Here is a 22,461-nt window from a genome sequence, read left to right as displayed (position 1 = left end):
GTGACGATCAGTGGATGGACGGCTTGACCACGGGCTCGCTGCCCTTGGCCGATTCCGTGAACAGCAACAGCGGCGCAACGCGCAGGTATTCCATGACTTCCATGTAGTCGTTCTCGCCGTCGTCGGACTCCTCCAGCGCGTCCTGCACCTGGGCGATGGCCGCCAAATCCTGCAGCACCTCCATGGCTTCGGTACTGAGGGCGGTGTCGCGCGCGGTCAGGCCGAAACCGGCGAGAAAGCCCTGACACCACTCGCCCAAGGCGATGGCGCGCTCACCCAGCGGCGCGTCGTCGGAGGGCAGCAACAGCACCACGGTCATGTCATCGCTGGTAAGCTCGCCCTTGACCATTTCCTGCAGGCCGATCAGCGCCTGGCGCACGTTGTCCGCAGGCGCGGCCCCCAGCAGCTCGGCGGCGTCGATCAGCCAAGGCTCGATCTCGAAGCCTGCGCCGGCGCAACTGCGCCCCAGCAGAAGGCCGTGCAGCTCGGCGGGGGAAACCGGATGGCCGCTGCTGTTGAGCAGGGTCGCGAATGCGTGGTACGGGGAGTTCTGTATAGGCATGGGTAACTAGGCGCCAAGCGGCGCAATGTCTAGAATGGAGGCCTTGTATCCTAGCACCGGCAGGCGCGCCAAGACTATCGACGCCGCCAACTCCTTGATCGCCCTCACCCTATCAGACCGTAATTGGAACCCATGCAAACAACTGAACTGCAAGCGCTGATGGGCAAGCTCGAACTCCTGATTGACCGGGTCGAGCAACTTAAACGGCAAAACGGACTCCTATTAGCGCAGGAAAAAACCTGGCGCGAGGAGCGCGCCCACCTTATCGAAAAAAACGAAATCGCGCGGCGTAAGGTGGAATCGATGATTTCGCGCCTCAAGGCCCTGGAGCAAGACTCATGAGTTCAAGCAATAGCGTTACCGTGCAGATCCTCGACAAGGAATACTCGATCATCTGCCCACCCGAGGAACGCAGCAATCTGGTCAGCGCTGCGCGTTATCTGGATGGCAAGATGCGTGAAATCCGCAGCGGCGGCAAAGTCATCGGTGCCGATCGCATCGCCGTGATGGCCGCGTTGAACATCACTCACGACCTGCTGCATCGCCAGGATACCCCGGAGATTTCGGTCAATGGTTCGACCCGCGAACAGGTCCGCGACCTGCTCGAACGCGTGGATCTGGTGCTGGCCACTGATCAGGATGGCAGCAAAGGCTGATTTTCCCTGGGAGTTTCGGGTATAATTTCCGGACTCCCTGGAGTGCTTGCCAGTCGGTCATGTCCCTGAGCCGATACGCACAACCACGGGGGTTGCACGTTGGGGCTGGTGTGCATGTCCGCTAGACGGAAAGCCTGAAAGCCTCCTGCAATCTCCACCTTGAACTTTCGGGTTCAAGGGCTACACCGACAGCGGTTCGTCGGGGAGTCCTGTTTTGGTTGGTCCTGTCAGCTATCTGATCAGGAACGACACCCGCCCGAATCTTCGGCGCATGGCCTGGTCAGGGCCCATTCTCCTCCTGGAGCCCTGCCGCTAGATGACCACGCCCGCCTCGCCTGATCGCAACCAGCAACGCAACCACCTGCGCCGCACACTTCGCAAGGCCCGCCGAAATCTCACGACTGCACAACAGCAAGCAGCAGCCCGCGGCTTGTATCGTCAGTTGGCGCAGCATCCGCTGTTTCGTCGCGCCCGACACATCTCGCTGTATTTGCCCGTGGATGGTGAAATCGATCCACGTCTGCTGCTGCGCGAGGCGCAACGTCGCGGCAAGCGCACTTATCTACCAGTGCTCAGCGCATGGCCGCGTACGAAGATGGTCTTTCAGCGGGTAAAGCCGGGGGAAAAACTGCGACCCAATCGCTTTAGCATCGCCGAACCTTTTGTGCGTCCTGCTCGACAACGAGTGATCTGGGCGCTGGATCTGGTCTTGATGCCGTTGGTGGGCTTCGATGAAAATGGCGGACGCCTGGGAATGGGCGGCGGCTTCTACGATCGCAGCCTGGCGTATCGATCACGCCGAGCGAAATGGCAGAAGCCGGTGTTGCTGGGACTGGCTCATGAATGCCAGAAGGTCGAGCGCCTCGATCAGGCCAGATGGGACATCGCGATGCAAGGCACCGTGTCCGATCAGGGCTGGTACCTGGCTCAGCCGTGAATCAGCGTTTGCTCATTACTGGAACCGGCACCTGCGGTACATCATCGGTTTTATGGCTCCAGAGACTCTGGGCATAACCGGTGGTGACTACACCCAGGCCCAGCAGAAAGACCAATACCCACAACAGATCAGGTTTACGGCGCATCGATAACCCCCCAAAGGTTACAGCTTGAAACGGTGTCGACAACGGGTTTACCGATAGGCCGATCAGCTACGTCTAGCTTAAAATGCGCGCATTCTGCGGCAACCTGTCGCCACACGCAAACGTTGACGTCAACCGGCTGTCGGGTTGTCGCGCACAGACAAGTGGATGCTGACGAGCGCCACCCAGGGACTGAATAATGGCATTTTGGTTAATGAAGTCCGAGCCGGACGAATTGTCGATCACCGGACTGGGCACCCAAGGCACGGCGCGCTGGGATGGCGTGCGCAACTACCAGGCGCGCAATTTCATTCGCGAGATGAATGAAGGTGACGAATTTTTCTTTTACCACTCCAGCTGTCCAGAACCCGGCATAGCCGGAATCGCGCGCATCGCCACAGCCGCGTACCCGGACCCGACGGCGCTGGACCCAGAAAGCCACTACTTCGACGCCAAGGCCAGCCACGAGAAAAACCCCTGGAGCGCGGTGGATGTCGAACATGTCCGTACCTTTCGCCAGGTGCTGAGCCTGGGCTTTCTCAAGCAACAGGCAGCACTGGGCGAACTGGCCCTGGTACAAAAGGGCAGTCGCCTTTCAGTGATGCCGGTCACTGCCGAGCAATGGGCCGCCGTGTTCGCTCTTACTGAACGATAAGGTTGTTGAACAGCAAGTCCTCGACGATGGGCTTGCCCTCTTCGTCATTCATCACCTGACGTACCTGCTTGAGCGCTTCCTGACGCAGCTTTTCCTTGGATTCGACGTTACTCATCGAGTCCACGGTCTGCTGCGCGAACAGCGCCACCAACTGGTTGCGGATCAGAGGGTCCTGGTGTTTCACCGCTGCCACGGCTTCGGCACCGGTCACCTGCAGTGCCACGTCAGCCTTGTACACATGCAGCTTGGCGCTACCGTCCAAGGCATAGTTACCCACGAAGGGTGGGCTCAGCGACACATAGGCCACGGTAGGGGCGGCGCCCTCGCCTTCTTTTGCTTCTTCGGCCAATGCCACCAAGGGCATCGACAGGGCCAGCATCGTCACGATCCACGCTTTCACAATTCACTCCTCATTCAATCTCGGCAGCATACTCAAGCCTGACAGAGACGCCAGCGTTTATGGCGGCCTATCCAGCCGGGGCATGCTCGTTGACCCGCCTTCTTGCACACCTACACTTATCGGCCAATGCCCGCAAAGGAATAGCCCGATGAAAGCAGTGTTGTGCAAAGCCTTCGGTCCTGCCGAGAATCTGCGGCTGGAAGAGACGCCCGGCCCGGTCGCGAAAGCCAATGAAGTGCTGCTGGACGTGCATGCGGCCGGCGTCAATTTCCCCGACACGCTGATCATCGAAGGCAAGTACCAGTTCAAGCCGCCCTTGCCGTTCTCTCCGGGTGGGGAGGCGGCCGGGGTCATCCGTGCTGTTGGCGAGAAGGTCGGCCAACTCAAGGTCGGGGATCGAGTCATGGCGCTGACGGGCTGGGGCAGCTTTGCCGAGCAGGTCGCCGTGCCAGCTTGCAACGTGCTGCCGATCCCGGCCGGGATGGATTTCAATACAGCGGCCGCTTTCAGCATGACCTACGGCACCTCGATGCATGCATTGCGCCAGCGAGCTCGGTTGCAGCCGGGGGAGACCCTGCTGGTGCTGGGTGCCTCGGGGGGCGTGGGCCGCGCTGCCGTGGAAATCGGCAAGGCCATGGGCGCTCGGGTGATCGCCGCTGCCAGCACCGCGCAAAAGCTTGCTGCGGCCCGCGAAGCCGGTGCCGATGAGCTGATCAACTACACCGAATGCAACCTCAAGGACGAACTCAAGCGGCTGACCCAAGGCAACGGTGTGGACGTGATCTACGACCCGGTCGGTGGCGAGCTATTTGAACCGGCCGTGCGCTCGCTGGCCTGGAACGGGCGCTTGCTGGTGGTCGGCTTTGCCAGCGGCGAGATCCCGCAACTGGCCGCCAACCTGGTGCTGCTCAAGGGCGCGGCAGTGCTGGGGGTGTTTTGGGGTTCGTTTGCCCAACGCCAGCCTGCCGACAACGCGGCCAATTTTCAGACCTTGTTTGGCTGGTATGCCGAGGAGAAGTTGAAGCCGTTGGTGTCCAGGGTTTACCCGCTGGAGGAGGCCGGTGCTGCGATCAATGATCTCCGCCAGCGCCGGGCTATCGGGAAACTGCTGGTAGAGGTGCGTCGCTGAAACCCGCAATGGAGGGCGAGGGAAGCCAATCAGCGAGTGATCGGTCAAGCTGCTTTTCGCACTATGCCAACACCTGAGGCCAGGCCATATCGAGTTCCTCGACCAGGGTCATAGGCTCCGTGCTCCTGGGTGTCAGGAAAAACGCCGCAGCAGCGGAATCCAGGCTCAGAAAAACCGCGACAATCAGTGTGATCAACCATTTCATTGGATACCCCCTTTCGGCAGCCGCCTGCTTTCCACCTGGAAAACAGGTTGTGCTCGAGCTTGTCGAAAGGCGTTATTGTGCTCAGCGGCAAGCAGACCAAGAAGATAGGAGCTTCCTAAAGCCGCGTAGGACATTTCCGAAAAAATTCAGGTGTGCTCAGGACTGGGCTGGATCAAATCAACGTCGAATGACACCGCTTGATCCGCGCCTCGAGATTGCGATCCGGCATGGCATGGCTGCGCAACGCCGCAATGGTCTGCTCGACATAGTCGCGAGTGGTGCCCGAACGCCCACTCGCGCTGGCCAGGACAAGGCTCAACAGGTTGTCGGGGAGATTCCCCGCGTAACTGGGCAAATGCCGCTCCAGCACAAAGCCCAAAGCCTGAACCTTGGTCCCGTCTTCAAGCCGGCAATTGAGCCAGTGCGGGCGATAGGAGGGATAGGGCATTTCGCGCTTCCAAAGCGCCACCAGCGAGCATTCCAGCTGGTCTTCCGGCAACCGATAGGCAAAGCCGCTGCACGAGCCGCCACGGTCCAGGCCGAAGACCAGGCCCGGAAATTCCGGTGTGCCACGGTGCTCCTGGGACCACAGGTACAGCCCGCGATGATAGCCGTGCACCCGCGCCCGCCGACGCTCGACCGCCGAGCACTCGGGTCGCCAGATCAACGAACCGTAGGCAAAAAGCCAGACTGGCCCGCCGTGATGACGACGCATGGTGCTTTCGATCGAGTGCGCCAGCTGTTCATCGGTCAACTGGGGACCGAGGTCCAGCGAGGGCGGATACACCACATTGATATCAGCTATTTCGAGCACCGACATAGTAGTCGCCTGGCTTCCCCGTGAATGACCTGATGCCACGCACTACTTATCCAATAAACCCCACACACTTTGAAACTACGGCAAATAGCCTACAAAAAACAAGCCTTTGCGACGATCGGCGGACGTCGGCTTATACCGATTTTACGCAGTGCGAGTTATAACGCACCGCCCTGGAGCTGCACCTGGCTTGCCACGCACCAAATCAATTCGGCTGGCAAGCTCATGCACTGAAAGTGCATCCACCCGGACGCCTATTGATACCGCTGAAAACGCCTACATAAAACGGCGAAACCACTGATACCACAACCTTGTCTGGATGCGTAAAAAGACCGCCCCGTATCTCCTGGCATACCTTCAATGCATCCACATCGTCCGCTCTGCACCCTTGTCGGAGTTCTTGCCCTGTCTCTCGCCGTACTGTCTACAGCCCAGGCCGACACAGGCCATTGGTACTTGCAGACCAGCGCCGCCACACAGCATTTCAGCAACAACGCTCGTTACAACAATCGGCAGGATCTCATCGGTCTTGAGCGCAACCGGTCCGACCGCATCATTTTCGGGGCGGCAACCTTTCGTAATTCGTTTTCCCAGCGCTCGCACTATGCCTATGCCGGCAAGCGCTTCGATGCCGACACGCTGCCGATCTACGCCAAGGTCAGCGGCGGATTGGTGCACGGTTATCGCGGCGACTACCGCGACAAGCTCCCGTTGAACCGTTTTGGGGTGGCACCGGTGATCATTCCGGCCGTCGGCGCCAACCTGGGGCCGATTGGCATCGAATGGGTGCTGCTGGGCATGGCAGCGACCATGGTCAATGTCGGCGTGAAGTTTTGATCAGGCACGGGGCGCGTACGCAAACACGTCGGCGCGCATCTGATGCGCGTCCATGCCGGCCTCGACCAACGCATCCAGAGTGCCGTAAACCATGGCCGGAGAACCACTGGCATAAACATGGACTGCCGACAGATCGGCCATGTCTTCGCACACCGCTTCGTGCAGCATGCCGCACCGACCTTCCCAACCACACAGGTCGCTGACCACCTGATGCACAAACAGATTGGGTACCTGCTGCCAGGCGTCCCAGTGGTCCAGCTGATAGAAGTCTTCGGGGCGGCGCGCGCCCCAGTACAGGTGCACCGGGTATTCGAACCCCGTGGCCCGGCAGTGCTCGATCAAGGCGTGCATCTGCGCCATGCCGGTGCCCGCCGCGATCAGCACCAAGGGCCCCTCGGGCAACTCGGCCAGGTGGGTATCACCGAAAGGCAGATCGATGTGGGCCATCCCCTCGCGCTGCAGCTGTTCGATCAACTGTTTAGACCCCGTTTCACGCGCCAGCACATGCAGTTCGAGCTCGCGGCCCGAATGCGGCGCGCTGGCCAGGGAAAAGGCCGATTTCTCGCCATTGTCCCGTTCCAGCAACAGGTATTGACCCGCATGATAGCGAGGCGGCTTGCCCGCCGGCGCACGCAGCCGCACGCGCCAGACATCGCCCCCCACTTCGACCAGGTCGCTGACTTGGCAGGCCAGGTGCCGTACCGGCAACTCGCCCGGGAGCAACACGCCGTCCCACAGCAATTCGCAGTCTTCCAGCGGCTCGGCGACGCAGGTGTGGATTTCACCATGAGTGAGCACTTCGCCATCCTGACGTACGCTGCCACTGACCAACATTGCCGCACACACGTGGCAATTACCGTTGCGACAGCTCTGCGGGCAGTCATGCCCGGTGCGCTGCGCGGCCGCAAGAATGCGCTCGCCGGGCAAGGTTTCAAGTACCGCGCCCGAAGGCTGCAAGGTTACGCGCATCAGTCTATTCCCAACTGGTTCCACAACTCGTCGATACGCTTGGTAACCGCTTCGTCCTTGACGATCACCCGGCCCCATTCACGGGACGTCTCGCCGGGCCACTTGTTCGTGGCATCCAGGCCCATCTTCGAACCCAGGCCGGACACCGGCGAGGCGAAGTCCAGATAGTCGATCGGCGTGTTGTCGATCATCACCGTGTCACGCTTGGGGTCCATGCGCGTAGTGATAGCCCAGATCACGTCGTTCCAGTCCCGGGCATTGATGTCGTCATCGGTGACAATAACGAACTTGGTGTACATGAACTGTCGCAGAAACGACCACACACCCAACATCACGCGCTTGGCATGGCCCGGGTACTGCTTCTTCATGGTCACCACCGCCATGCGGTAGGAGCACCCTTCGGGCGGCAGGTAGAAATCGGTGATTTCCGGGAACTGCTTTTGGAGGATCGGCACGAACACTTCGTTCAATGCCACACCGAGGATCGCAGGCTCGTCGGGCGGACGACCAGTGTAGGTGCTGTGGTAGATCGGCTTGATGCGATGGGTGATGCGTTCAACGGTGAAGACCGGGAAGCTGTCGACCTCGTTGTAGTAGCCGGTGTGATCGCCGTAAGGACCTTCAGGCGCCATCTCGCCGGGGTGAATCACGCCTTCGAGGATGATCTCCGCCGTGGCCGGCACTTGCAGGTCGTTGCCACGGCATTTGACCAGTTCGGTGCGGTTGCCGCGCAGCAGTCCGGCGAAAGCATATTCGGAAAGGCTGTCCGGCACCGGCGTCACCGCGCCGAGAATGGTCGCCGGGTCGGCGCCCAGGGCCACTGCCACGGGAAATGGTACGCCGGGGTGCTTCTCGCACCACTCGCGATAGTCCAGCGCCCCGCCGCGATGGCTGAGCCAGCGCATGATGACCTTGTTGCGCCCCAGGACTTGCTGGCGATAGATGCCGAGGTTCTGCCGCTCCTTGTTCGGCCCTTTGGTGACCGTCAGGCCCCAAGTGATCAGGGGCGCCACATCCCCCGGCCAGCAATGCTGCACGGGGAGCATGCCCAGATCCACATCATCGCCCTCCAGAACGATCTCCTGGCAGGCTGCATCCTTGACCACCTTGGGCGCCATGGAAATGATCTTCTTGAAGATCGGCAGCTTGGACCAGGCGTCCTTTAGGCCCTTGGGTGGCTCGGGTTCCTTGAGAAAAGCCAGCAGCTTGCCGATTTCGCGCAACTCCGAGACATCCTCGGCGCCCATGCCCAAGGCTACTCGGCCGGGGGTGCCGAACAGGTTGCCCAATACCGGGATATCGAAGCCTTTTGGGTTCTCGAACAACAACGCCGGGCCTTTGGCCCGCAGGGTGCGGTCGCAGATCTCGGTCATTTCCAGTACCGGGGAAATGGGTACCTGGATGCGTTTCAACTCTCCGCGCTGCTCAAGCTGCTGCACGAAATCCCGAAGATCCTTGAATTTCATCGACCACGTCACTGAAGGAAATAGGGGGGTATCGTACCTGATGCGGGGTGGACGGCCCAAGCGGGAGGTGATTTCGCGGGGCGGCTTCAGCTGCAAGGCGTTGTTGACTTGGCTAAATACAACAGGTTACTCCAGCGGTCCGAAGAACATGGCAAACTGCATTATTCGCTGAAAATCGAACGATGCCTCGTGCAAGAAAGGCGTTTTCGCCGGCCCTCTAGCGTCAAAAGCGCAACTTACCCCTACTCATCAGCTGTTTCCACCCATTCACAGATTCGACAGCGCGAACAGCGTGGTCAGCTGAGCTGCGCAGTGGGCGAAGAAGCACATAACTTGTTACCGCACCGCCCGAAAAAATATTTATATATCGGCCTACGTTTGACCGAACAGCAGAATATCTCGACCGGCGAGTCATTGATGGGAAAGCGGCAATCTTGATGAAGGCAGGCCAGGCCTGCCTATAAATCACGATGTTGATTACTCATTCTGAACGCCAATCCGGATTCATATGGAAGTGACTCTTGCCATACCTCAATAAAGGACGCTATTTATGAACAAACTGACACTACTTACCGCTGGCACCTTGTTGGCGCTCGCCAGCACTTCCCTCACCGTCATGGCCGCCGAAGTCAGCGTTATCGGAAGTATTGCGCCAGGCGCCTGCTCAGCAACACTGGCTGGTGGCGGTGCCATAGATTACGGCACGATCCGCGCCCAAGACCTGAAAGTCGGCGACTATACGGTACTGGATGAAAAAACCATGGGGTTTTCCATCGTATGCGATGCTCCCACAAGAGTGGCTTTCAACGCCGTCAATGGCAGGCTTGGGACCGCTGTAACCCTAGCGGGTGGCGGCAGCGGGCAAAGCGATGGTGAAGCGCCCGTCAGACTATTTGGAAAGGCCAGGACAGGTGTTGCCGGTTTGGGCCTGGATGGTACCGAAAAGATCGGTGGTTATGCCATTCGAATCAAACCGGGCACCCCTCAGGCCGATTCCGAAAACGTTGACAACCTGATAGCTCATCCGGCCGACACGTCCCGTTGGGTCAAAGACGCTTCTGCGGACGGGGATCTTTACGGCATCAGCCAAAAACGAATTGTCTCGTGGGGTACCACGGGAACGTTGATTCCCGTTGCTTTTGACACATTGGCTGGCGAAATCAGCGTGCAGGCTTATTTGAACAAAGCTAGCGAACTGGATCTCACCAAGCCTGTTGTTCTGGATGGTAAAACCACCCTCGAGCTGGTTTATTTCTGATCCCTCTCTCTTGGCCGGGCCTCTGGGCTCGGCCATCTCACTCATCACCCGCCTGCCTTGCCCGGGTCAACCTTCGACGATAACGGGCAAAGCTACATGAGATGGTCAACCATGAAATCCTCTGTATTGACAGCCGGGGCGGCAGCGCTATGGCTGACGTCTGTCCCCGCGCATGCAACCGGCGTGGTGCCGGAAACCTCCGTTGTCATTATCGATCAGGGAGACGGCGAGGGTGCTATCAACGTCAGGAATACCGATGATTTTCCGGTGTTGTTGATCACTACGCTGATCAACACCGCAGATGACCCGGAAGAATTGCTGATCGTAACTCCACCAGCCGCCCGCCTGGAGCCTGACAAGACCCAGCGAGTGCGCTTCATCCTGACCCATCTCGAACCCTTGAAGACCGAGCGCCTCAAGCGTGTGACCTTTGATGGTGTGCCTCCACAGGAAAAAGGTAAAAGCCAGGTGCTTACCACCATTCGTCAAAACCTGCCGGTCATCATCCGTCCGGCAGGCTTGGAAAAAGACTTAGCCCCGTGGAAGCATCTGGCCTGGTCCTTGAGCGGTGATCAATTGACCGTCAGCAACCCATCACCCTATGTCGTACGCCTGGCCCACGACATACAAACACTTCCAGACAATACCCCCTGGACCCTACCCAACGCCTATGTGCTGCCGGGACAACGCCTGACGGTGAAAGCCAACGGCGATCAAACCCCAGGGACAGTCGAGCAGGTACGCATCGCTCCCGCTACCACTTGGGGCTATAGCGTGGATCTTTATGACGCCGCGGTCAGTCAGTAAAGGAGACAACGTTGTTGCAGTCGCTCGGCCATAACCGCCCACCGCTTCTTTCTCGCGCAATGCTTTCATTGGCACTGCTTTTAATCGTTTTGGAGGTGCCGGTAGCGCGGGCGACACTTGAGCCTGCTGGTCCGCTCATGATCGAATTTGACGCTGAGGCGATCAGGGCCAGTGGCATAGATCCTTCCCTCGGTACATTGTTTCGACATGCCCCGCGATTCCTGCCCGGCGAGACCGCTGTCACGCTGACGGTAAACGGCAGCGGCCGTGGAAAAGTCCTGGCCCGGTTCGACACCGATGGAAAGTTGTGCGCGGACGTTAGTTTCCAGAAACAGGCTGGATTGGTTTCGCCGCCCGGGTTTGACCAGGAGAAGACCTGTTTCGACCTGAAAACTGCATGGCCGCAGACAGAGCTGACGCTTGATCCGGGACTGGGACATGTTGATCTCGTACTTCCTTCTCAAGCCGTCACCAGTCAGAGTGCAAATAATAGCACCTGGCATCACGGCGGCGCCGCAGGTCTGTTCAACTATGAAGCTCAATACATGACCTCCAGCGGCGCCACGGGAGGGGTGCAATTCATGCACCTGGGAACGGAAGCCGGCCTCAATTTCGATGACTGGATTGTCCGCAGCCGCCAGACCTTTTCACGCTTTGACGGTGAAGACCGACTGCAGCATCAATCGGCCTACGGGCAACGCACGTTCAGTCGCGCGAAAGCCGTGCTGCAGGCCGGCCAGATCAGCCTGTCAAACTCGCTGTTCGGCACGGGCCAGGTGCTGGGCTTTCAGCTAGTTCCCGAGGCCGCCTTACAGAACAATCTTAGTGGCCCAGCCTTGGTCGAAGGGATAACCGACAGCCAATCAGTACTGGAGATACGCCAATCCGGCGTGCTGGTTCACACCACCACGATCCCCAGCGGTCCGTTTCGGGTTCAGGATTTCCAACTGCTCAATACCCGCTCAGACCTGCAAGTCACCCTGACCGGCAGCGATGGCGAGAAACGCAGCTTTACCGTGCCGGCCTCCAGTTTTTTACTCAGCGGCAACAGGGTTGCACCTGGCTTGTCCTTTGGTATCGGCCAGATGGATCAGCAGCGCGGCGAATCTTCTTGGGTCGCCACGGCTGCGACCGGCTGGGTGCTGAACCCACGGACCACGCTCAATACTGGCCTGCTCGGCTCCAGTCTCTACCGCGCAGGAGCCGTGGGCTTGGACACACAGCTGTTTGACGCCACCCTGCTATCTTTTCAAGGGACGGCTTCCCAAGACGTCCTCCATGGCTCAAGGGGTGCTTCGCTCACCGCCTCGTTAGGCCACCGCCTCAGCGAGCGCCTGAGCGCCAACATCAATGTCAGCCAGCAAACGGCTGGATATCGCGATCTGAGCGACGCCATTCAGGACAGCGATTTCGATACACCGGCGCAACGCAGTCTCAAACAGCTGGGCGGCGGCCTGAGCTGGGCAACGCGATCCTGGGGCAGCTTGTCGCTGGCCGTGGCGCGCAGCACGGATTTCAATGGCGATGCCACCCACTACGTCCGCGGCGGCTGGAGCAAACAGTTCCGCCAGGTTTCAGTCGGTGCCAGTCTGGAACATGATCCTGGCAGTTCAACAACCAATGCCGACAGTCGCTTTTACCTGACGCTCAATATCCCCTTGGGCCGAGGCAGCACCAGCAGTTACCTCAACACATCCCGCAATAGTGGTCGCTTCGGCGTGCGTTATCAGGAGCGATCCAGCCGCGAAGGTGGCTGGAGCCTGGCCAACGAGCAGGACTTCCACAACCAGCGTCACTCGACCCGCGCGTCCATGGACAGCATCACCCGAACCAGCCAGCTCAGCGCCAGTGCGAGCCAGGACTCCGATAACAACAGGACCTGGACGGCACGCGCGAGCGGTTCAGCGGTGGCACATGGCGATGGCTTGACCTTCTCGCCCCACCGGGTAAGCGACACCTTTGGCATCGCCAGAATCGGCGGGGAACGCGGCGTGAAGCTCGATACGCCGTCCGGCCCGGCCTGGACTGACAGCCGGGGATACGCCGTATTGCCGACGCTTGGCAGTTACAAGCGCTCGTCCGTACAAGTGGATACGCGCAGCCTGGCGAAAAATATCGACATCGCCAACGCTTTTCAGGAAACAGAAGCCGCACGCGGCTCGGTGAGCACCGTCGATTTTGCTGTGGTCCGCACACGGCGCGTTCTACTGAACGTGAAGGACAATCATGGCAAACCCCTGCCACACGGTGCTGCATTGTTCGACCGTGGCGATAACTTCATCACCGTGGTAGGCGAGAATGGCAGGGTGTTTTTGCCTGACGCCAATCATGACGATGAGATCACGGTGCAAAGCTCAGGACAAACTCTGTGCACATTCAGACTCGCATTGCCGACAAAAGCCGATACCAATGCGCTCTATGAAACCGCCGATGCGCAATGTGAAAGGAGTGTCTGATGAACAGATATGTAGTGAGCTTGCTACTCCTCGGGCTGACCCTCGAAAGCGCTGCCCGGGCGGCAACCATGACGCTGCCGGTGGACGTACGCTGCACCGTGTCCTTTGGCAATGACCAGGTCGATTACGGAACGGTGTCGCGCTGGCAACTGCAGGACGCACAAACAGGCCCCCATGAGGTGACGTTTGGCAAACGCACGCTGATGCTCAGTGTGATATGCCCCTATAGCCAGACGATCCGTTTGAGGCTGTATGGTGAGCGCAATGCCAGCGGGGATTTGCGCTATGGCGACCGTGGCAGGCTGATCCTGCGGTTATCGGACGCTCAGTTGGATGGCAAGAACGTTCAGTTGGTGAGCAGCCGACCCGATGGCGTCGTGGAAGGTTCGACACATGATTCGCTGTGGCTACAGCCGGGCCAGGTATTTGCTCCGGGCATCGACGGCAAGGCCCTTACCGCGCGTATCGAGATCGAGCCGATATTGCCTGAGACCGAGGCCCGTGTCGGTTCGCTGCGAAGCAGCGAGTCCCGCTTCAGGATTGAGTTGAAGGAATGATCAACGTGTGAAGCCGGCACTGGCCACACTTCAAACAACAATGGCGCCCGAAGGCGCCATTGTTTCAAACCGAGAAACCCCGGTTTACTTGCGTTTCATCGACAAGAAGAACTCGTCGTTGGTCTTGGTCTGCTTCAGCTTATCGATCAGGAACTCGATAGCAGCGACTTCGTCCATCGGGTGCAGCAGCTTGCGCAGGATCCACATGCGCTGCAACTCGTCATCAGCGGTCAGCAGCTCTTCACGGCGGGTGCCCGAGCGGTTGATGTTGATGGCCGGGAAGACGCGCTTCTCGGCGATCTTGCGGTCAAGGGGCAGTTCCATGTTGCCGGTACCCTTGAACTCTTCGTAGATCACTTCGTCCATCTTCGAGCCGGTTTCAACCAGCGCGGTGGCGATGATGGTCAGCGAGCCGCCTTCTTCGATGTTGCGCGCCGCGCCGAAGAAACGCTTCGGCTTCTCGAGGGCGTGGGCGTCGACACCACCGGTCAGGACCTTGCCGGAGCTCGGGATCACGGTATTGTAAGCGCGGGCCAGACGGGTGATGGAATCCAGCAGGATGACCACATCCTTCTTGTGCTCGACCAGGCGTTTGGCTTTCTCGATGACCATTTCGGCCACTTGCACGTGACGGGTCGGCGGCTCGTCGAAGGTCGACGCAACCACTTCGCCGCGCACGGTGCGCTGCATCTCGGTCACTTCTTCCGGGCGCTCGTCGATCAGCAGGACGATCAGGTGGCACTCGGGGTTGTTACGGGTGATGTTTGCAGCGATGTTCTGCAGCATGATCGTCTTGCCCGCTTTCGGCGGTGCCACGATCAGGCCACGCTGGCCCTTGCCGATCGGTGCGCAGAGGTCGATGACCCGACCGGTCAGGTCTTCGGTGGAGCCATTGCCGGCTTCCATCTTCATGCGCACGGTCGGGAACAGCGGCGTCAGGTTCTCGAACAGGATCTTGTTCTTCGCGTTTTCCGGACGGTCGAAGTTGATCGTGTCGACCTTCAACAGTGCGAAGTAACGCTCGCCTTCTTTCGGCGGGCGGATCTTGCCGACGATGGTGTCACCGGTGCGCAGGTTGAAGCGGCGGATCTGGCTCGGCGAGACATAGATATCGTCCGGGCCGGCAAGGTACGAGGCATCAGCCGAACGCAGGAAGCCGAAGCCGTCCTGGAGAATCTCCAGCACGCCATCACCGGAGATTTCCTCGCCACTTTTGGCGTGCTTTTTCAACAGGGAGAAAATCACATCTTGCTTGCGCGAACGGGCCATATTTTCTATGCCCATCTGTTCGGCCATTTCGAGCAGATCGGTAATCGGCTTTTGCTTGAGTTCAGTCAGATTCATAGGGGAATGACGTAATCATGTATGGAGGGAAGAATTAAGCTTTGGGCTTAATGAGGCCGCGCCGCAGAGAAGGCGACAGGATCGCGTCTTTGTTCGAGTAGGAGTGCGTCGGCGACGGCTTGCAGGGGGCACTGGAGAAACCAGCGCGAGGCCGAATGTACCACCTCGATTTCTGGACGTCTAGTGATGCGCCCAGAAAAAACCCCGCAAGGTGCGGGGTCTTGTAACAACGTGTCAGATGTTCGCGTCGAGGAAGGCTTGCAGCTGAGACTTCGACAGCGCGCCGACCTTGGTGGCCGCCACTTCACCACCCTTGAACAGCATCAGGGTGGGGATACCACGCACGCCGTGCTTGGCCGGGGTTTCCTGGTTCTCGTCGATGTTCAGCTTGGCGATGGTCAGCTTGCCATCGTAATGGGTCGCCAAATCGTCCAATACCGGGGCAATCATCTTGCAGGGGCCACACCACTCAGCCCAGTAGTCAACGAGCACAGGGCCGCCAGCCTTCAGGACATCCTGCTCGAAGCTAGCGTCGCTAACGTGCTTGATAAGATCGTTGCTCATGGAGGGTCTCCGTTTGGAATCTGGAATTTACTGGACACATCATAGCCGCCTGCGCCCTGTACAGGAAGCCAACCGTGATTGACTGTCACTATAGACGTCGGTGATTTTACCAATGTTCCAATTTATGCGAACAATCGCTTGTTCCGCACCATCCCGTCGCAGCTGTGTCACCCCGGCAGGCCGCTCGTCCAGGCGCGCGACGCACCAATAAAGCGCGCACGCCCAAACAAGGCGCGCTCCGATGCGCCTGTTTGAACCGCTACGCCCATGTTTCAACCCGACCTGCGGCGTGGCATGGCCCGTGCAGTGTCGATCGCATCGAGGTCGCCAAAGACCCGACCTGGCTCCAGCAGCCACTGCCAGTTGACCCTGCGGACCCCTTTATGGCCTATCACTTCGATTTCGCACCCGTCCTGCAAAACAGCGACCTGCTGCTGCGCGGCGCATTGTTCACCCTGGAGCTGACTGCCATCGGCACGGTGCTGGGCGTGGCGCTGGGCATCGTCGGCGCGGTAGTGCGGGCCTGGAAAATCCAGCCGTTTTCGACGATGTTCGGGGTCTATGTGGAACTCATCCGCAATACGCCCTTCCTCGTGCAGTTGTTCTTCATCTTTTTCGGCCTGCCCTCGCTGGGCATCCAGATCAGCGAATGGAGCGCCGCCGTGCTGGCCATGGTCATCAACCTCGGCGCTTACTCCACTGAAATCATCCGTGCCGGTATCCAGGCTGTCCCCCGAGGCCAGCTGGAGGCTGCGGCGGCGCTGGCCATGAGTCGCTTCGAGGCCTTTCGCCATGTGGTCCTGCTGCCGGCGCTGGGCAAAGTCTGGCCGGCCCTCACCAGCCAGATCATCATCGTGATGCTGGGTTCGGCAGTGTGCTCGCAGATTGCCACGCAGGAGCTGAGCTTCTATGCCAACTTCATTCAGTCGCGAAATTTCCGCTCGTTCGAAACCTACCTGCTGACCACGGTGATCTATTTGCTGATGGCCATCGCCATCCGTGTCCTGCTCAACTGGGTCGGCCGCCGCTTTGTGATAAGGAGTCGCTGATGGATTTCACCCTGTGGGACATCGTGCGCAACCTGCTGACCGGCCTGCAATGGACCGCGCTGTTATCCCTGGTAGCGTTTGTCGGCGGCAGTGTCATCGGCCTGCTGGTGATGGTCATGCGCATTTCCGAAAAAGCCCTGCCGCGAAATCTGGCGCGCACCTACATCGATCTGTTCCAGGGCACGCCGCTGCTGATGCAGTTGTTCCTGGTGTTCTTCGGCGTGTCCTTGCTGGGCGGCGACATCTCGCCCTGGGCCGCCGCTGCCCTGGCCCTGACCCTCTTCACCAGCGCCTACCTGGCCGAGATTTGGCGCGGCTGCGTCGAGTCCATTGCCCTGGGCCAGTGGGAAGCCTCTGCCAGCCTGGCCATGACGCCTTACGAGCAACTGCGCTACGTGATTCTGCCCCAGGCCCTGCGTATCGGCGTGGCGCCCACGGTCGGCTTCTCGGTGCAGGTGGTCAAGGGCACCGCCGTGACCTCGATCATCGGCTTCACCGAACTGACCAAGACTGGCGGGATGCTGGCCAACGCCACCTTTGAGCCCTTCATGGTCTACGGCCTAGTGGCGCTGGGCTACTTCGCGCTGTGCTTCCCGCTGTCGCTTGGCGCTCGTTATCTGGAAAGGAAACTGCATGCCTCTGCTTAGAATTTCCGCGTTACACAAATACTACGGCGACCACCATGTACTGCAAGGCATCGACCTGAGCATCGAGGAGGGCCAGGTGGTGGCGATCATCGGCCGCAGCGGCTCGGGCAAGAGCACGCTGCTGCGCACCCTCAACGGGCTGGAATCGATCAACGACGGCGTGATCGAAGTCGACGGCGAGTACCTGGACTCCACCCGCGCCGACCTGCGCAGCCTGCGGCAGAAGGTCGGCATGGTGTTTCAGCAATTCAACCTGTTCCCGCACCTGACGGTAGGGGAAAACGTCACGCTCGCGCCCCAGGTGGTGAAGAAGCTGCCCCGCGAGCGCGCCACCGAACTGGCCCGGCAGATGCTGGCCAAAGTCGGTCTGAGCGAGAAATTCGACGCGTTCCCGGACAAGCTTTCGGGTGGCCAGCAACAGCGGGTGGCGATCGCCCGGGCGCTGGCCATGGAGCCCCGGGTACTGCTGTGCGACGAAATCACCTCGGCCCTGGACCCGGAACTGGTCAACGAGGTGCTGGCCGTGGTGCGCCAACTGGCCGAGGAAGGCATGACCCTGATCATGGTCACCCATGAAATGCGTTTTGCCCGGGAGGTCGGCGACAAACTGGTCTTCATGCACAAGGGCAAGGTCCATGAAACCGGAGACCCCAGGCTGCTGTTCGCCCAGCCCCAGACGGCGGAGCTGGCCAACTTTATCGGCATGCAACCGGCCTAATACAGAGCGCGCGTTGGCGGCGCGGCGGGATCGTGGCACGATGTTGCGGTTATCGACCGAGATCCCCCGACCATGTCCGACTCCAAAGCCAAGAACCTGTCCCTGATCGCCGCCATCGATCTGGGTTCGAACAGCTTCCACATGGTGGTTGCCAAGGCCCACGTCGGCGAAATACGCATACTCGAGCGCCAGGGCGAGAAGGTCCAGCTGGCTGCCGGCATCGACGAAGAGCGGCGCCTCAGCGAAGAATCCATGCAACGCGGGCTCGACTGCCTCAAGCGCTTTGCCCAACTGATCAACGGCCTGCCTTTGGGCGCCGTGCGTATCGTTGGCACCAATGCGCTGCGCGAAGCCCGCAACCGAGGCGAATTCATCCGCCGTGCCGAAGCCATCCTTGGCCACCCGGTAGAGGTCATTTCCGGCCGCGAAGAGGCCCGTCTCATCTACCTGGGCGTGTCCCACACCCTGCCCGACAATCCCGGCAGGCGCCTGGTGGCCGACATCGGCGGCGGCAGCACGGAGTTCATCATCGGTCAGCGTTTCGAGCCGATGCTGCGTGAAAGCCTGCAAATGGGCTGCGTCAGCTACACCCAGCGCTATTTCCGCGACGGCAAGATCACCCCGGCGCGCTACGCCCAGGCCTACACCGCCGCGCGCCTGGAAATCATGAGCATAGAGAACGCTTTGCACCGCCTGGGTTGGGACCAGCCGATCGGCTCGTCCGGGACCATCCGCGCCATCGGCCTCGCCCTCAAGGCCAACGGCCAGGGCACGGGCGAGGTCAACGCCGAAGGCTTGGCCTGGCTCAAGCGCAAGCTGTTCAAGCTCGGCGATGCCGAGAAAATCGACTTCGAAGGCATCAAGCCTGACCGTCGCTCGATCTTTCCGGCTGGCCTGGCCATTCTCGAAGCGATCTTCGACGCCCTAGACCTGCAGCGCATGGACCACTGTGAGGGCGCCCTGCGTGAAGGTGTGCTATTCGACCTGTTGGGCCGCCATCACCACGAAGATGTCCGCGAACGCACCCTGAGCTCGCTCATGGAGCGTTATCACGTCGATATGGACCAGGCAGCCCGGGTCGAGCGCAAAGCCCTGCATGCCTTCGATCAGGTGGCTCAGGCCTGGGACCTGGATGATGGGGTATGGCGCGAGTTGCTAGGCTGGGCCGCAAAAGTTCATGAAATCGGTTTGGACATCGCCCACTACCACTACCACAAGCACGGCGCCTACCTGGTGGAGCACTCCGACCTGGCTGGCTTCTCCCGTGAAGACCAGCAGATGCTGGGCCTGCTGGTACGGGGCCATCGGCGCAATATCCCCAAGGACAGATTTGCCGAGTTCGGCGACGAAGGCATCAAGCTGATCCGCCTGTGCGTACTGCTGCGCTTTGCGATTCTGTTCCACCACATCCGTGGCACTCAACAGATGCCGGAAGTGACTTTGCACGCACAGGAAAACAGCCTGGACGTGGAATTCCCTGCGGGCTGGCTGGAGGAGAATCAACTGACCCAGGCGGACTTCGCCCAGGAAGCTGAATGGCTGGTGCGGGTGGGGTTCAGTTTGAGTGTCAGGTAGGGTTCAATTTCATGTAACGGCTATCGCGGGCAAGCCCTGCTCCTGCAATGTCGCTCCCGATATCGAGAACGACTCTGTGGGAGCAGGGCTTGCCCGCGATGAGCGCCTTGAGCCGGAAACCTATCGAACCGGCAGAATCGGATTGCTCAACCGCTCCAGCAAAGTGTCCTGCGCGCTGCGCGGGTTCTGGTTACCGGTTGGCGTGCTGCGGATGTAGCGCCCATCCGACTGCAGAATCCACGAATGGGTATTGTCGGTCAGGTACCCTTCCAGTTCCTTCTTCACCCGCATGATCAGCTTCTTGCCTTCCACCGGGAAGCAGGTCTCGACGCGCTTGTCGAGGTTGCGCTCCATCCAGTCGGCACTGGACAGGTATAACTGCTCTTCGCCGCCATTGAGGAAGTAGAACACCCGGGTGTGTTCCAGGAAACGCCCGATGATCGAGCGCACATGGATGTTGTGGGACACCCCGGCGATACCTGGCCTCAGGCAGCACATGCCGCGCACCACCAGGTCGATCCGCACCCCTGACTGACTCGCCTTGTACAGGGCCCGGATGATTTTCGGGTCGGTCAGCGAGTTGAACTTGGCGATGATATGCGCCGGCTTGCCCTCGATCGCGAACTGCGTTTCGCGGGCGATCATGTCCAGCATGCCTTTCTTCAGCGTGAATGGCGCATGCAGCAGTTTTTTCATGCGCAACGTCTTGCCCATGCCGATCAGCTGGCTGAACAACTTGCCCACGTCTTCACAGAGCGCATCGTCGGACGTCAGCAGGCTATAGTCGGTGTAGAGCTTGGCGTTGGCCGCGTGGTAGTTGCCGGTGCCCAAGTGCGCGTAACGCACGATCTCGCCGGCTTCGCGGCGCAGGATAAGCATCATCTTGGCGTGGGTCTTGAAACCGACCACGCCGTAGATCACCACCGCACCGGCTGCTTGCAAACGGCTGGCCATCTGCAGGTTGGATTCTTCGTCGAAGCGCGCACGCAATTCGATCACCGCCGTGACCTCCTTGCCGTTACGCGCGGCATCCACCAACGCGTCGACAATCTCGGAGTTGGCGCCGCTGCGGTACAGGGTCTGGCGCACCGCCAATACGTGGGGATCTTTCGCCGCCTGCCGCAGCAGGTCGACCACGGGGGTGAAAGACTCGAAAGGGTGCAGAAGGAGAATGTCCTGCTTGCTGATCACGCTGAAAATGTTCTCGCTGTTCTGCAGCAGCTTGGGAATCTGCGGCGTGAACGGCCGGTATTGCAGGGCCTGCTGGCTTTCCAGCCCGGTGATGCTGAACAGGCGCGTAAGGTTGACCGGGCCATTGACCTGATACAGCTCGCTTTCGGCCAGACTGAATTGCTTGAGCAGGTAGTCGGACAAGTGCTTGGGGCAGGTATCGGCGACTTCCAGGCGCACCGCGTCGCCGTAACGACGGGAAAACAGCTCACCGCGCAGGGCGCGGGCCAAGTCTTCGACGTCCTCGGTGTCCACTGCCAGGTCGGCGTTGCGGGTCAGGCGGAACTGGTAGCAGCCCTTGACCTTCATGCCCTGGAACAGGTCATCGGCGTGGGCATGGATCATGGATGACAGGAACACGTAGTTGTCGCCTGTGCCGCCGACCTCCTCCGGTACCTTGATCACTCGCGGCAGCAGGCGCGGGGCCGGGATGATGGCCAGCCCCGAATCGCGACCGAACGCATCCACACCTTCGAGCTCGACGATGAAGTTGAGGCTTTTGTTCACCAGCAAGGGGAAGGGGTGGGTCGGGTCCAGGCCGATAGGGGTGATGATCGGCGCGATTTCGTCGCGAAAATAACGGCGCACCCACGTCTTGAGCTTGACCGTCCAGTTGCGGCGGCGGATGAACCGGACCTGATGCTTTTCCAGCTCCGGCAACAGGATGTCGTTGAGGATGGCGTATTGGCGATCGACATGGCCATGCACCAGCTCGCTGATCCGCGCCAGCGCCTGGTGAGGCTGCAGGCCATCGGCACCGGCTTGTTCACGGGCAAAGGTGATCTGCTTCTTCAGGCCGGCGACACGGATCTCGAAGAACTCGTCCAGGTTGCTGGAGAAGATCAGCAGAAACTTGAGACGTTCCAGCAACGGATAAGACTCGTCCAGCGCCTGTTCCAGGACGCGGATATTGAACTGCAGCTGCGACAGCTCGCGATGGATATACAGGCTCGTATCATCCAGGCCGGGCACCGTGGGGGCCGGGGCAGGCGTGGCAACGGCGCTCTCGACCAAGGGTTCAGGCACCGGCGCGGCGTCGGGTGGCGTCTCGATGACCTGCTCCAGCACGGGCTGAGCGTCCTTCACTGCACTTTCGGTGAGTCCTTCGTTGTTCATCTGGCGTTCCTGGAGGGCCTTGGCACCCTCTCGTTGATAGTGCGGCGATCGATGGTACGGCGCGATGGCGAAATACATCAGAATCCCGTCAACCCGATAGGACCCTGTTGGACCGGTCCGGGTTCAGCGCCACAGGTTAATGACGCCTCACTGCGCATGGCGGTCACGAGAGGCTGCCAAGCCCGTCTGGCGGGCGAATCCGGGAGTTATAAGCGGCCATCATGACTGTTTGATGACAGCCTCGTGTCCGTGGCTTCAGCACGCCACAGACATTGTCGGCGCAACAAATGTTAACGTCGAGACACATTTGGACACTTTCCCGAATGATCACGACGGGTTAGGCTGCGCGTTCATTTCGCCAGCAT

At 60.0% G+C, this 22,461-nt stretch carries 25 protein-coding genes and 1 other RNA gene; 16 read left to right on the top strand and 10 right to left on the bottom strand.

The genetic code is table 11. From position 1 onward, the window contains the following. Window positions 1-7 precede the first annotated feature (7 nt). Window positions 8-562 carry a YecA family protein gene (locus HB675_RS10645; protein WP_213878261.1) on the bottom strand — a complete coding sequence of 185 codons (555 nt, stop codon included), beginning with the start codon at window positions 560-562 and terminating at the stop codon, window positions 8-10. Between the two features lie 132 nt (window positions 563-694). On the opposite strand from HB675_RS10645, the gene HB675_RS10640 reads away from it, so the two are divergent. The 4 genes from HB675_RS10640 (at window position 695) to HB675_RS10625 (ending at window position 2,155) form a co-directional block, all read left to right on the top strand. Then, window positions 695-904, top strand: coding sequence for a TIGR02449 family protein (locus HB675_RS10640; RefSeq protein WP_213878260.1), 210 nt, complete (start codon window positions 695-697; stop codon window positions 902-904). Continuing rightward, window positions 901-1,218, top strand: a complete 318-nt coding sequence (locus tag HB675_RS10635; RefSeq protein WP_213878259.1) for a cell division protein ZapA — start codon at window positions 901-903, stop codon at window positions 1,216-1,218. The genes HB675_RS10640 and HB675_RS10635 overlap by 4 nt, the downstream gene beginning before the upstream one ends. 31 nt (window positions 1,219-1,249) lie before the next feature. Next, window positions 1,250-1,428: non-coding RNA, 6S RNA (gene ssrS, locus HB675_RS10630), on the top strand. A gap of 106 nt (window positions 1,429-1,534) precedes the next feature. Next, window positions 1,535-2,155, top strand: coding sequence for a 5-formyltetrahydrofolate cyclo-ligase (locus tag HB675_RS10625; RefSeq protein ID WP_213878258.1), 621 nt, complete (start codon window positions 1,535-1,537; stop codon window positions 2,153-2,155). Window position 2,156: 1 nt separating this feature from the next. Here HB675_RS10625 and HB675_RS10620 read toward each other — a convergent pair whose 3' ends face one another. Beyond that, the gene (locus HB675_RS10620) at window positions 2,157-2,300 is read right to left on the bottom strand and encodes a hypothetical protein (protein ID WP_213878257.1); all 144 of its coding nucleotides are present in this window, start codon (window positions 2,298-2,300) and stop codon (window positions 2,157-2,159) included. A gap of 196 nt (window positions 2,301-2,496) precedes the next feature. Between HB675_RS10620 and HB675_RS10615 the strand changes: the two genes are divergently transcribed. Continuing rightward, on the top strand, window positions 2,497-2,952 hold the full coding sequence (locus tag HB675_RS10615) for an EVE domain-containing protein (protein WP_213878256.1): 456 nt from the start codon (window positions 2,497-2,499) through the stop codon (window positions 2,950-2,952). Here the strand turns inward: HB675_RS10615 and HB675_RS10610 are convergent. After that, a complete protein-coding gene (locus HB675_RS10610; RefSeq protein WP_213878255.1) occupies window positions 2,939-3,352 on the bottom strand; it encodes a flagellar basal body-associated FliL family protein in 414 nt (137 codons plus the stop codon). The genes HB675_RS10615 and HB675_RS10610 overlap by 14 nt on opposite strands. A 148-nt stretch (window positions 3,353-3,500) precedes the next feature. On the opposite strand from HB675_RS10610, the gene HB675_RS10605 reads away from it, so the two are divergent. Next, window positions 3,501-4,481 carry an NADPH:quinone oxidoreductase family protein gene (locus HB675_RS10605; protein WP_213878254.1) on the top strand — a complete coding sequence of 327 codons (981 nt, stop codon included), beginning with the start codon at window positions 3,501-3,503 and terminating at the stop codon, window positions 4,479-4,481. A gap of 61 nt (window positions 4,482-4,542) precedes the next feature. Here the strand turns inward: HB675_RS10605 and HB675_RS10600 are convergent, their stop codons facing one another. Next, window positions 4,543-4,686 carry a hypothetical protein gene (locus HB675_RS10600; protein ID WP_213878253.1) on the bottom strand — a complete coding sequence of 48 codons (144 nt, stop codon included), beginning with the start codon at window positions 4,684-4,686 and terminating at the stop codon, window positions 4,543-4,545. A 172-nt stretch (window positions 4,687-4,858) separates the two neighbouring features. Next, the gene (locus HB675_RS10595) at window positions 4,859-5,506 is read right to left on the bottom strand and encodes a gamma-glutamylcyclotransferase (protein ID WP_213878252.1); all 648 of its coding nucleotides are present in this window, start codon (window positions 5,504-5,506) and stop codon (window positions 4,859-4,861) included. Window positions 5,507-5,863: 357 nt separating this feature from the next. Here HB675_RS10595 and HB675_RS10590 point away from each other — a divergent pair, with 357 nt between their 5' ends. Next, a complete protein-coding gene (locus HB675_RS10590; protein ID WP_213878251.1) occupies window positions 5,864-6,340 on the top strand; it encodes a sn-glycerol-3-phosphate transporter in 477 nt (158 codons plus the stop codon). Here the strand turns inward: HB675_RS10590 and HB675_RS10585 are convergent, their stop codons facing one another. Further along, on the bottom strand, window positions 6,341-7,309 hold the full coding sequence (locus HB675_RS10585) for a CDP-6-deoxy-delta-3,4-glucoseen reductase (protein WP_213878250.1): 969 nt from the start codon (window positions 7,307-7,309) through the stop codon (window positions 6,341-6,343). Then, the gene (gene ubiD / locus HB675_RS10580; RefSeq protein ID WP_213878249.1) at window positions 7,309-8,775 is read right to left on the bottom strand and encodes a 4-hydroxy-3-polyprenylbenzoate decarboxylase; all 1,467 of its coding nucleotides are present in this window, start codon (window positions 8,773-8,775) and stop codon (window positions 7,309-7,311) included. The genes HB675_RS10585 and ubiD overlap by 1 nt, the downstream gene beginning before the upstream one ends. 108 nt (window positions 8,776-8,883) lie before the next feature. Here ubiD and HB675_RS10575 point away from each other — a divergent pair, with 108 nt between their 5' ends. The 5 genes from HB675_RS10575 to HB675_RS10555 all read left to right on the top strand — a co-directional run bounded on the left by HB675_RS10575 (window position 8,884) and on the right by HB675_RS10555 (window position 13,853). Further along, complete coding sequence (locus HB675_RS10575) at window positions 8,884-9,213, top strand: hypothetical protein (protein ID WP_213878248.1); 330 nt, start codon at window positions 8,884-8,886, stop codon at window positions 9,211-9,213. Window positions 9,214-9,325: 112 nt separating this feature from the next. Then, the gene (locus tag HB675_RS10570; protein ID WP_213878247.1) at window positions 9,326-10,033 is read left to right on the top strand and encodes a DUF1120 domain-containing protein; all 708 of its coding nucleotides are present in this window, start codon (window positions 9,326-9,328) and stop codon (window positions 10,031-10,033) included. Between the two features lie 111 nt (window positions 10,034-10,144). Next, window positions 10,145-10,840, top strand: coding sequence for a fimbria/pilus chaperone family protein (locus HB675_RS10565; protein ID WP_213878246.1), 696 nt, complete (start codon window positions 10,145-10,147; stop codon window positions 10,838-10,840). Window positions 10,841-10,851: 11 nt separating this feature from the next. Further along, a complete protein-coding gene (locus HB675_RS10560; protein ID WP_213878245.1) occupies window positions 10,852-13,296 on the top strand; it encodes a fimbria/pilus outer membrane usher protein in 2,445 nt (814 codons plus the stop codon). Then, window positions 13,296-13,853 carry a fimbrial protein gene (locus HB675_RS10555; RefSeq protein WP_213878244.1) on the top strand — a complete coding sequence of 186 codons (558 nt, stop codon included), beginning with the start codon at window positions 13,296-13,298 and terminating at the stop codon, window positions 13,851-13,853. Before HB675_RS10560 ends, HB675_RS10555 begins: the two co-directional genes overlap by 1 nt. Window positions 13,854-13,937: 84 nt before the next feature. Here HB675_RS10555 and rho read toward each other — a convergent pair whose 3' ends face one another. Next, window positions 13,938-15,197, bottom strand: coding sequence for a transcription termination factor Rho (gene rho, locus HB675_RS10550; protein WP_213878243.1), 1,260 nt, complete (start codon window positions 15,195-15,197; stop codon window positions 13,938-13,940). A gap of 234 nt (window positions 15,198-15,431) precedes the next feature. Further along, window positions 15,432-15,761, bottom strand: a complete 330-nt coding sequence (gene trxA, locus HB675_RS10545) for a thioredoxin TrxA (protein ID WP_213878242.1) — start codon at window positions 15,759-15,761, stop codon at window positions 15,432-15,434. 383 nt (window positions 15,762-16,144) lie between these two features. On the opposite strand from trxA, the gene HB675_RS10540 reads away from it, so the two are divergent. The 4 genes from HB675_RS10540 to ppx all read left to right on the top strand — a co-directional run bounded on the left by HB675_RS10540 (window position 16,145) and on the right by ppx (window position 19,750). After that, entirely contained in the window at window positions 16,145-16,810 is a 666-nt protein-coding gene (locus tag HB675_RS10540) for an amino acid ABC transporter permease (RefSeq protein ID WP_213878241.1), read from the top strand. Then, the gene (locus tag HB675_RS10535; RefSeq protein WP_213878320.1) at window positions 16,807-17,457 is read left to right on the top strand and encodes an amino acid ABC transporter permease; all 651 of its coding nucleotides are present in this window, start codon (window positions 16,807-16,809) and stop codon (window positions 17,455-17,457) included. Before HB675_RS10540 ends, HB675_RS10535 begins: the two co-directional genes overlap by 4 nt. Continuing rightward, window positions 17,444-18,175: an amino acid ABC transporter ATP-binding protein gene (locus tag HB675_RS10530; RefSeq protein WP_213878240.1), complete on the top strand. Its 732-nt coding sequence runs from the start codon at window positions 17,444-17,446 to the stop codon at window positions 18,173-18,175. Before HB675_RS10535 ends, HB675_RS10530 begins: the two co-directional genes overlap by 14 nt. A 72-nt stretch (window positions 18,176-18,247) precedes the next feature. Beyond that, a complete protein-coding gene (gene ppx, locus HB675_RS10525) occupies window positions 18,248-19,750 on the top strand; it encodes an exopolyphosphatase (protein WP_213878239.1) in 1,503 nt (500 codons plus the stop codon). Between the two features lie 120 nt (window positions 19,751-19,870). Here the strand turns inward: ppx and ppk1 are convergent, their stop codons facing one another. Then, window positions 19,871-22,096 carry a polyphosphate kinase 1 gene (gene ppk1 / locus HB675_RS10520; protein WP_213878238.1) on the bottom strand — a complete coding sequence of 742 codons (2,226 nt, stop codon included), beginning with the start codon at window positions 22,094-22,096 and terminating at the stop codon, window positions 19,871-19,873. Window positions 22,097-22,461 lie beyond the last annotated feature (365 nt).

The sequence above is a fragment of the Pseudomonas sp. dw_358 genome (genome assembly GCF_018449655.1).
Lineage (GTDB): Bacteria > Pseudomonadota > Gammaproteobacteria > Pseudomonadales > Pseudomonadaceae > Aquipseudomonas.
Note: the sequence above shows the minus strand (reverse complement) of the source record. Positions and strands in the feature narration are given on the sequence as shown.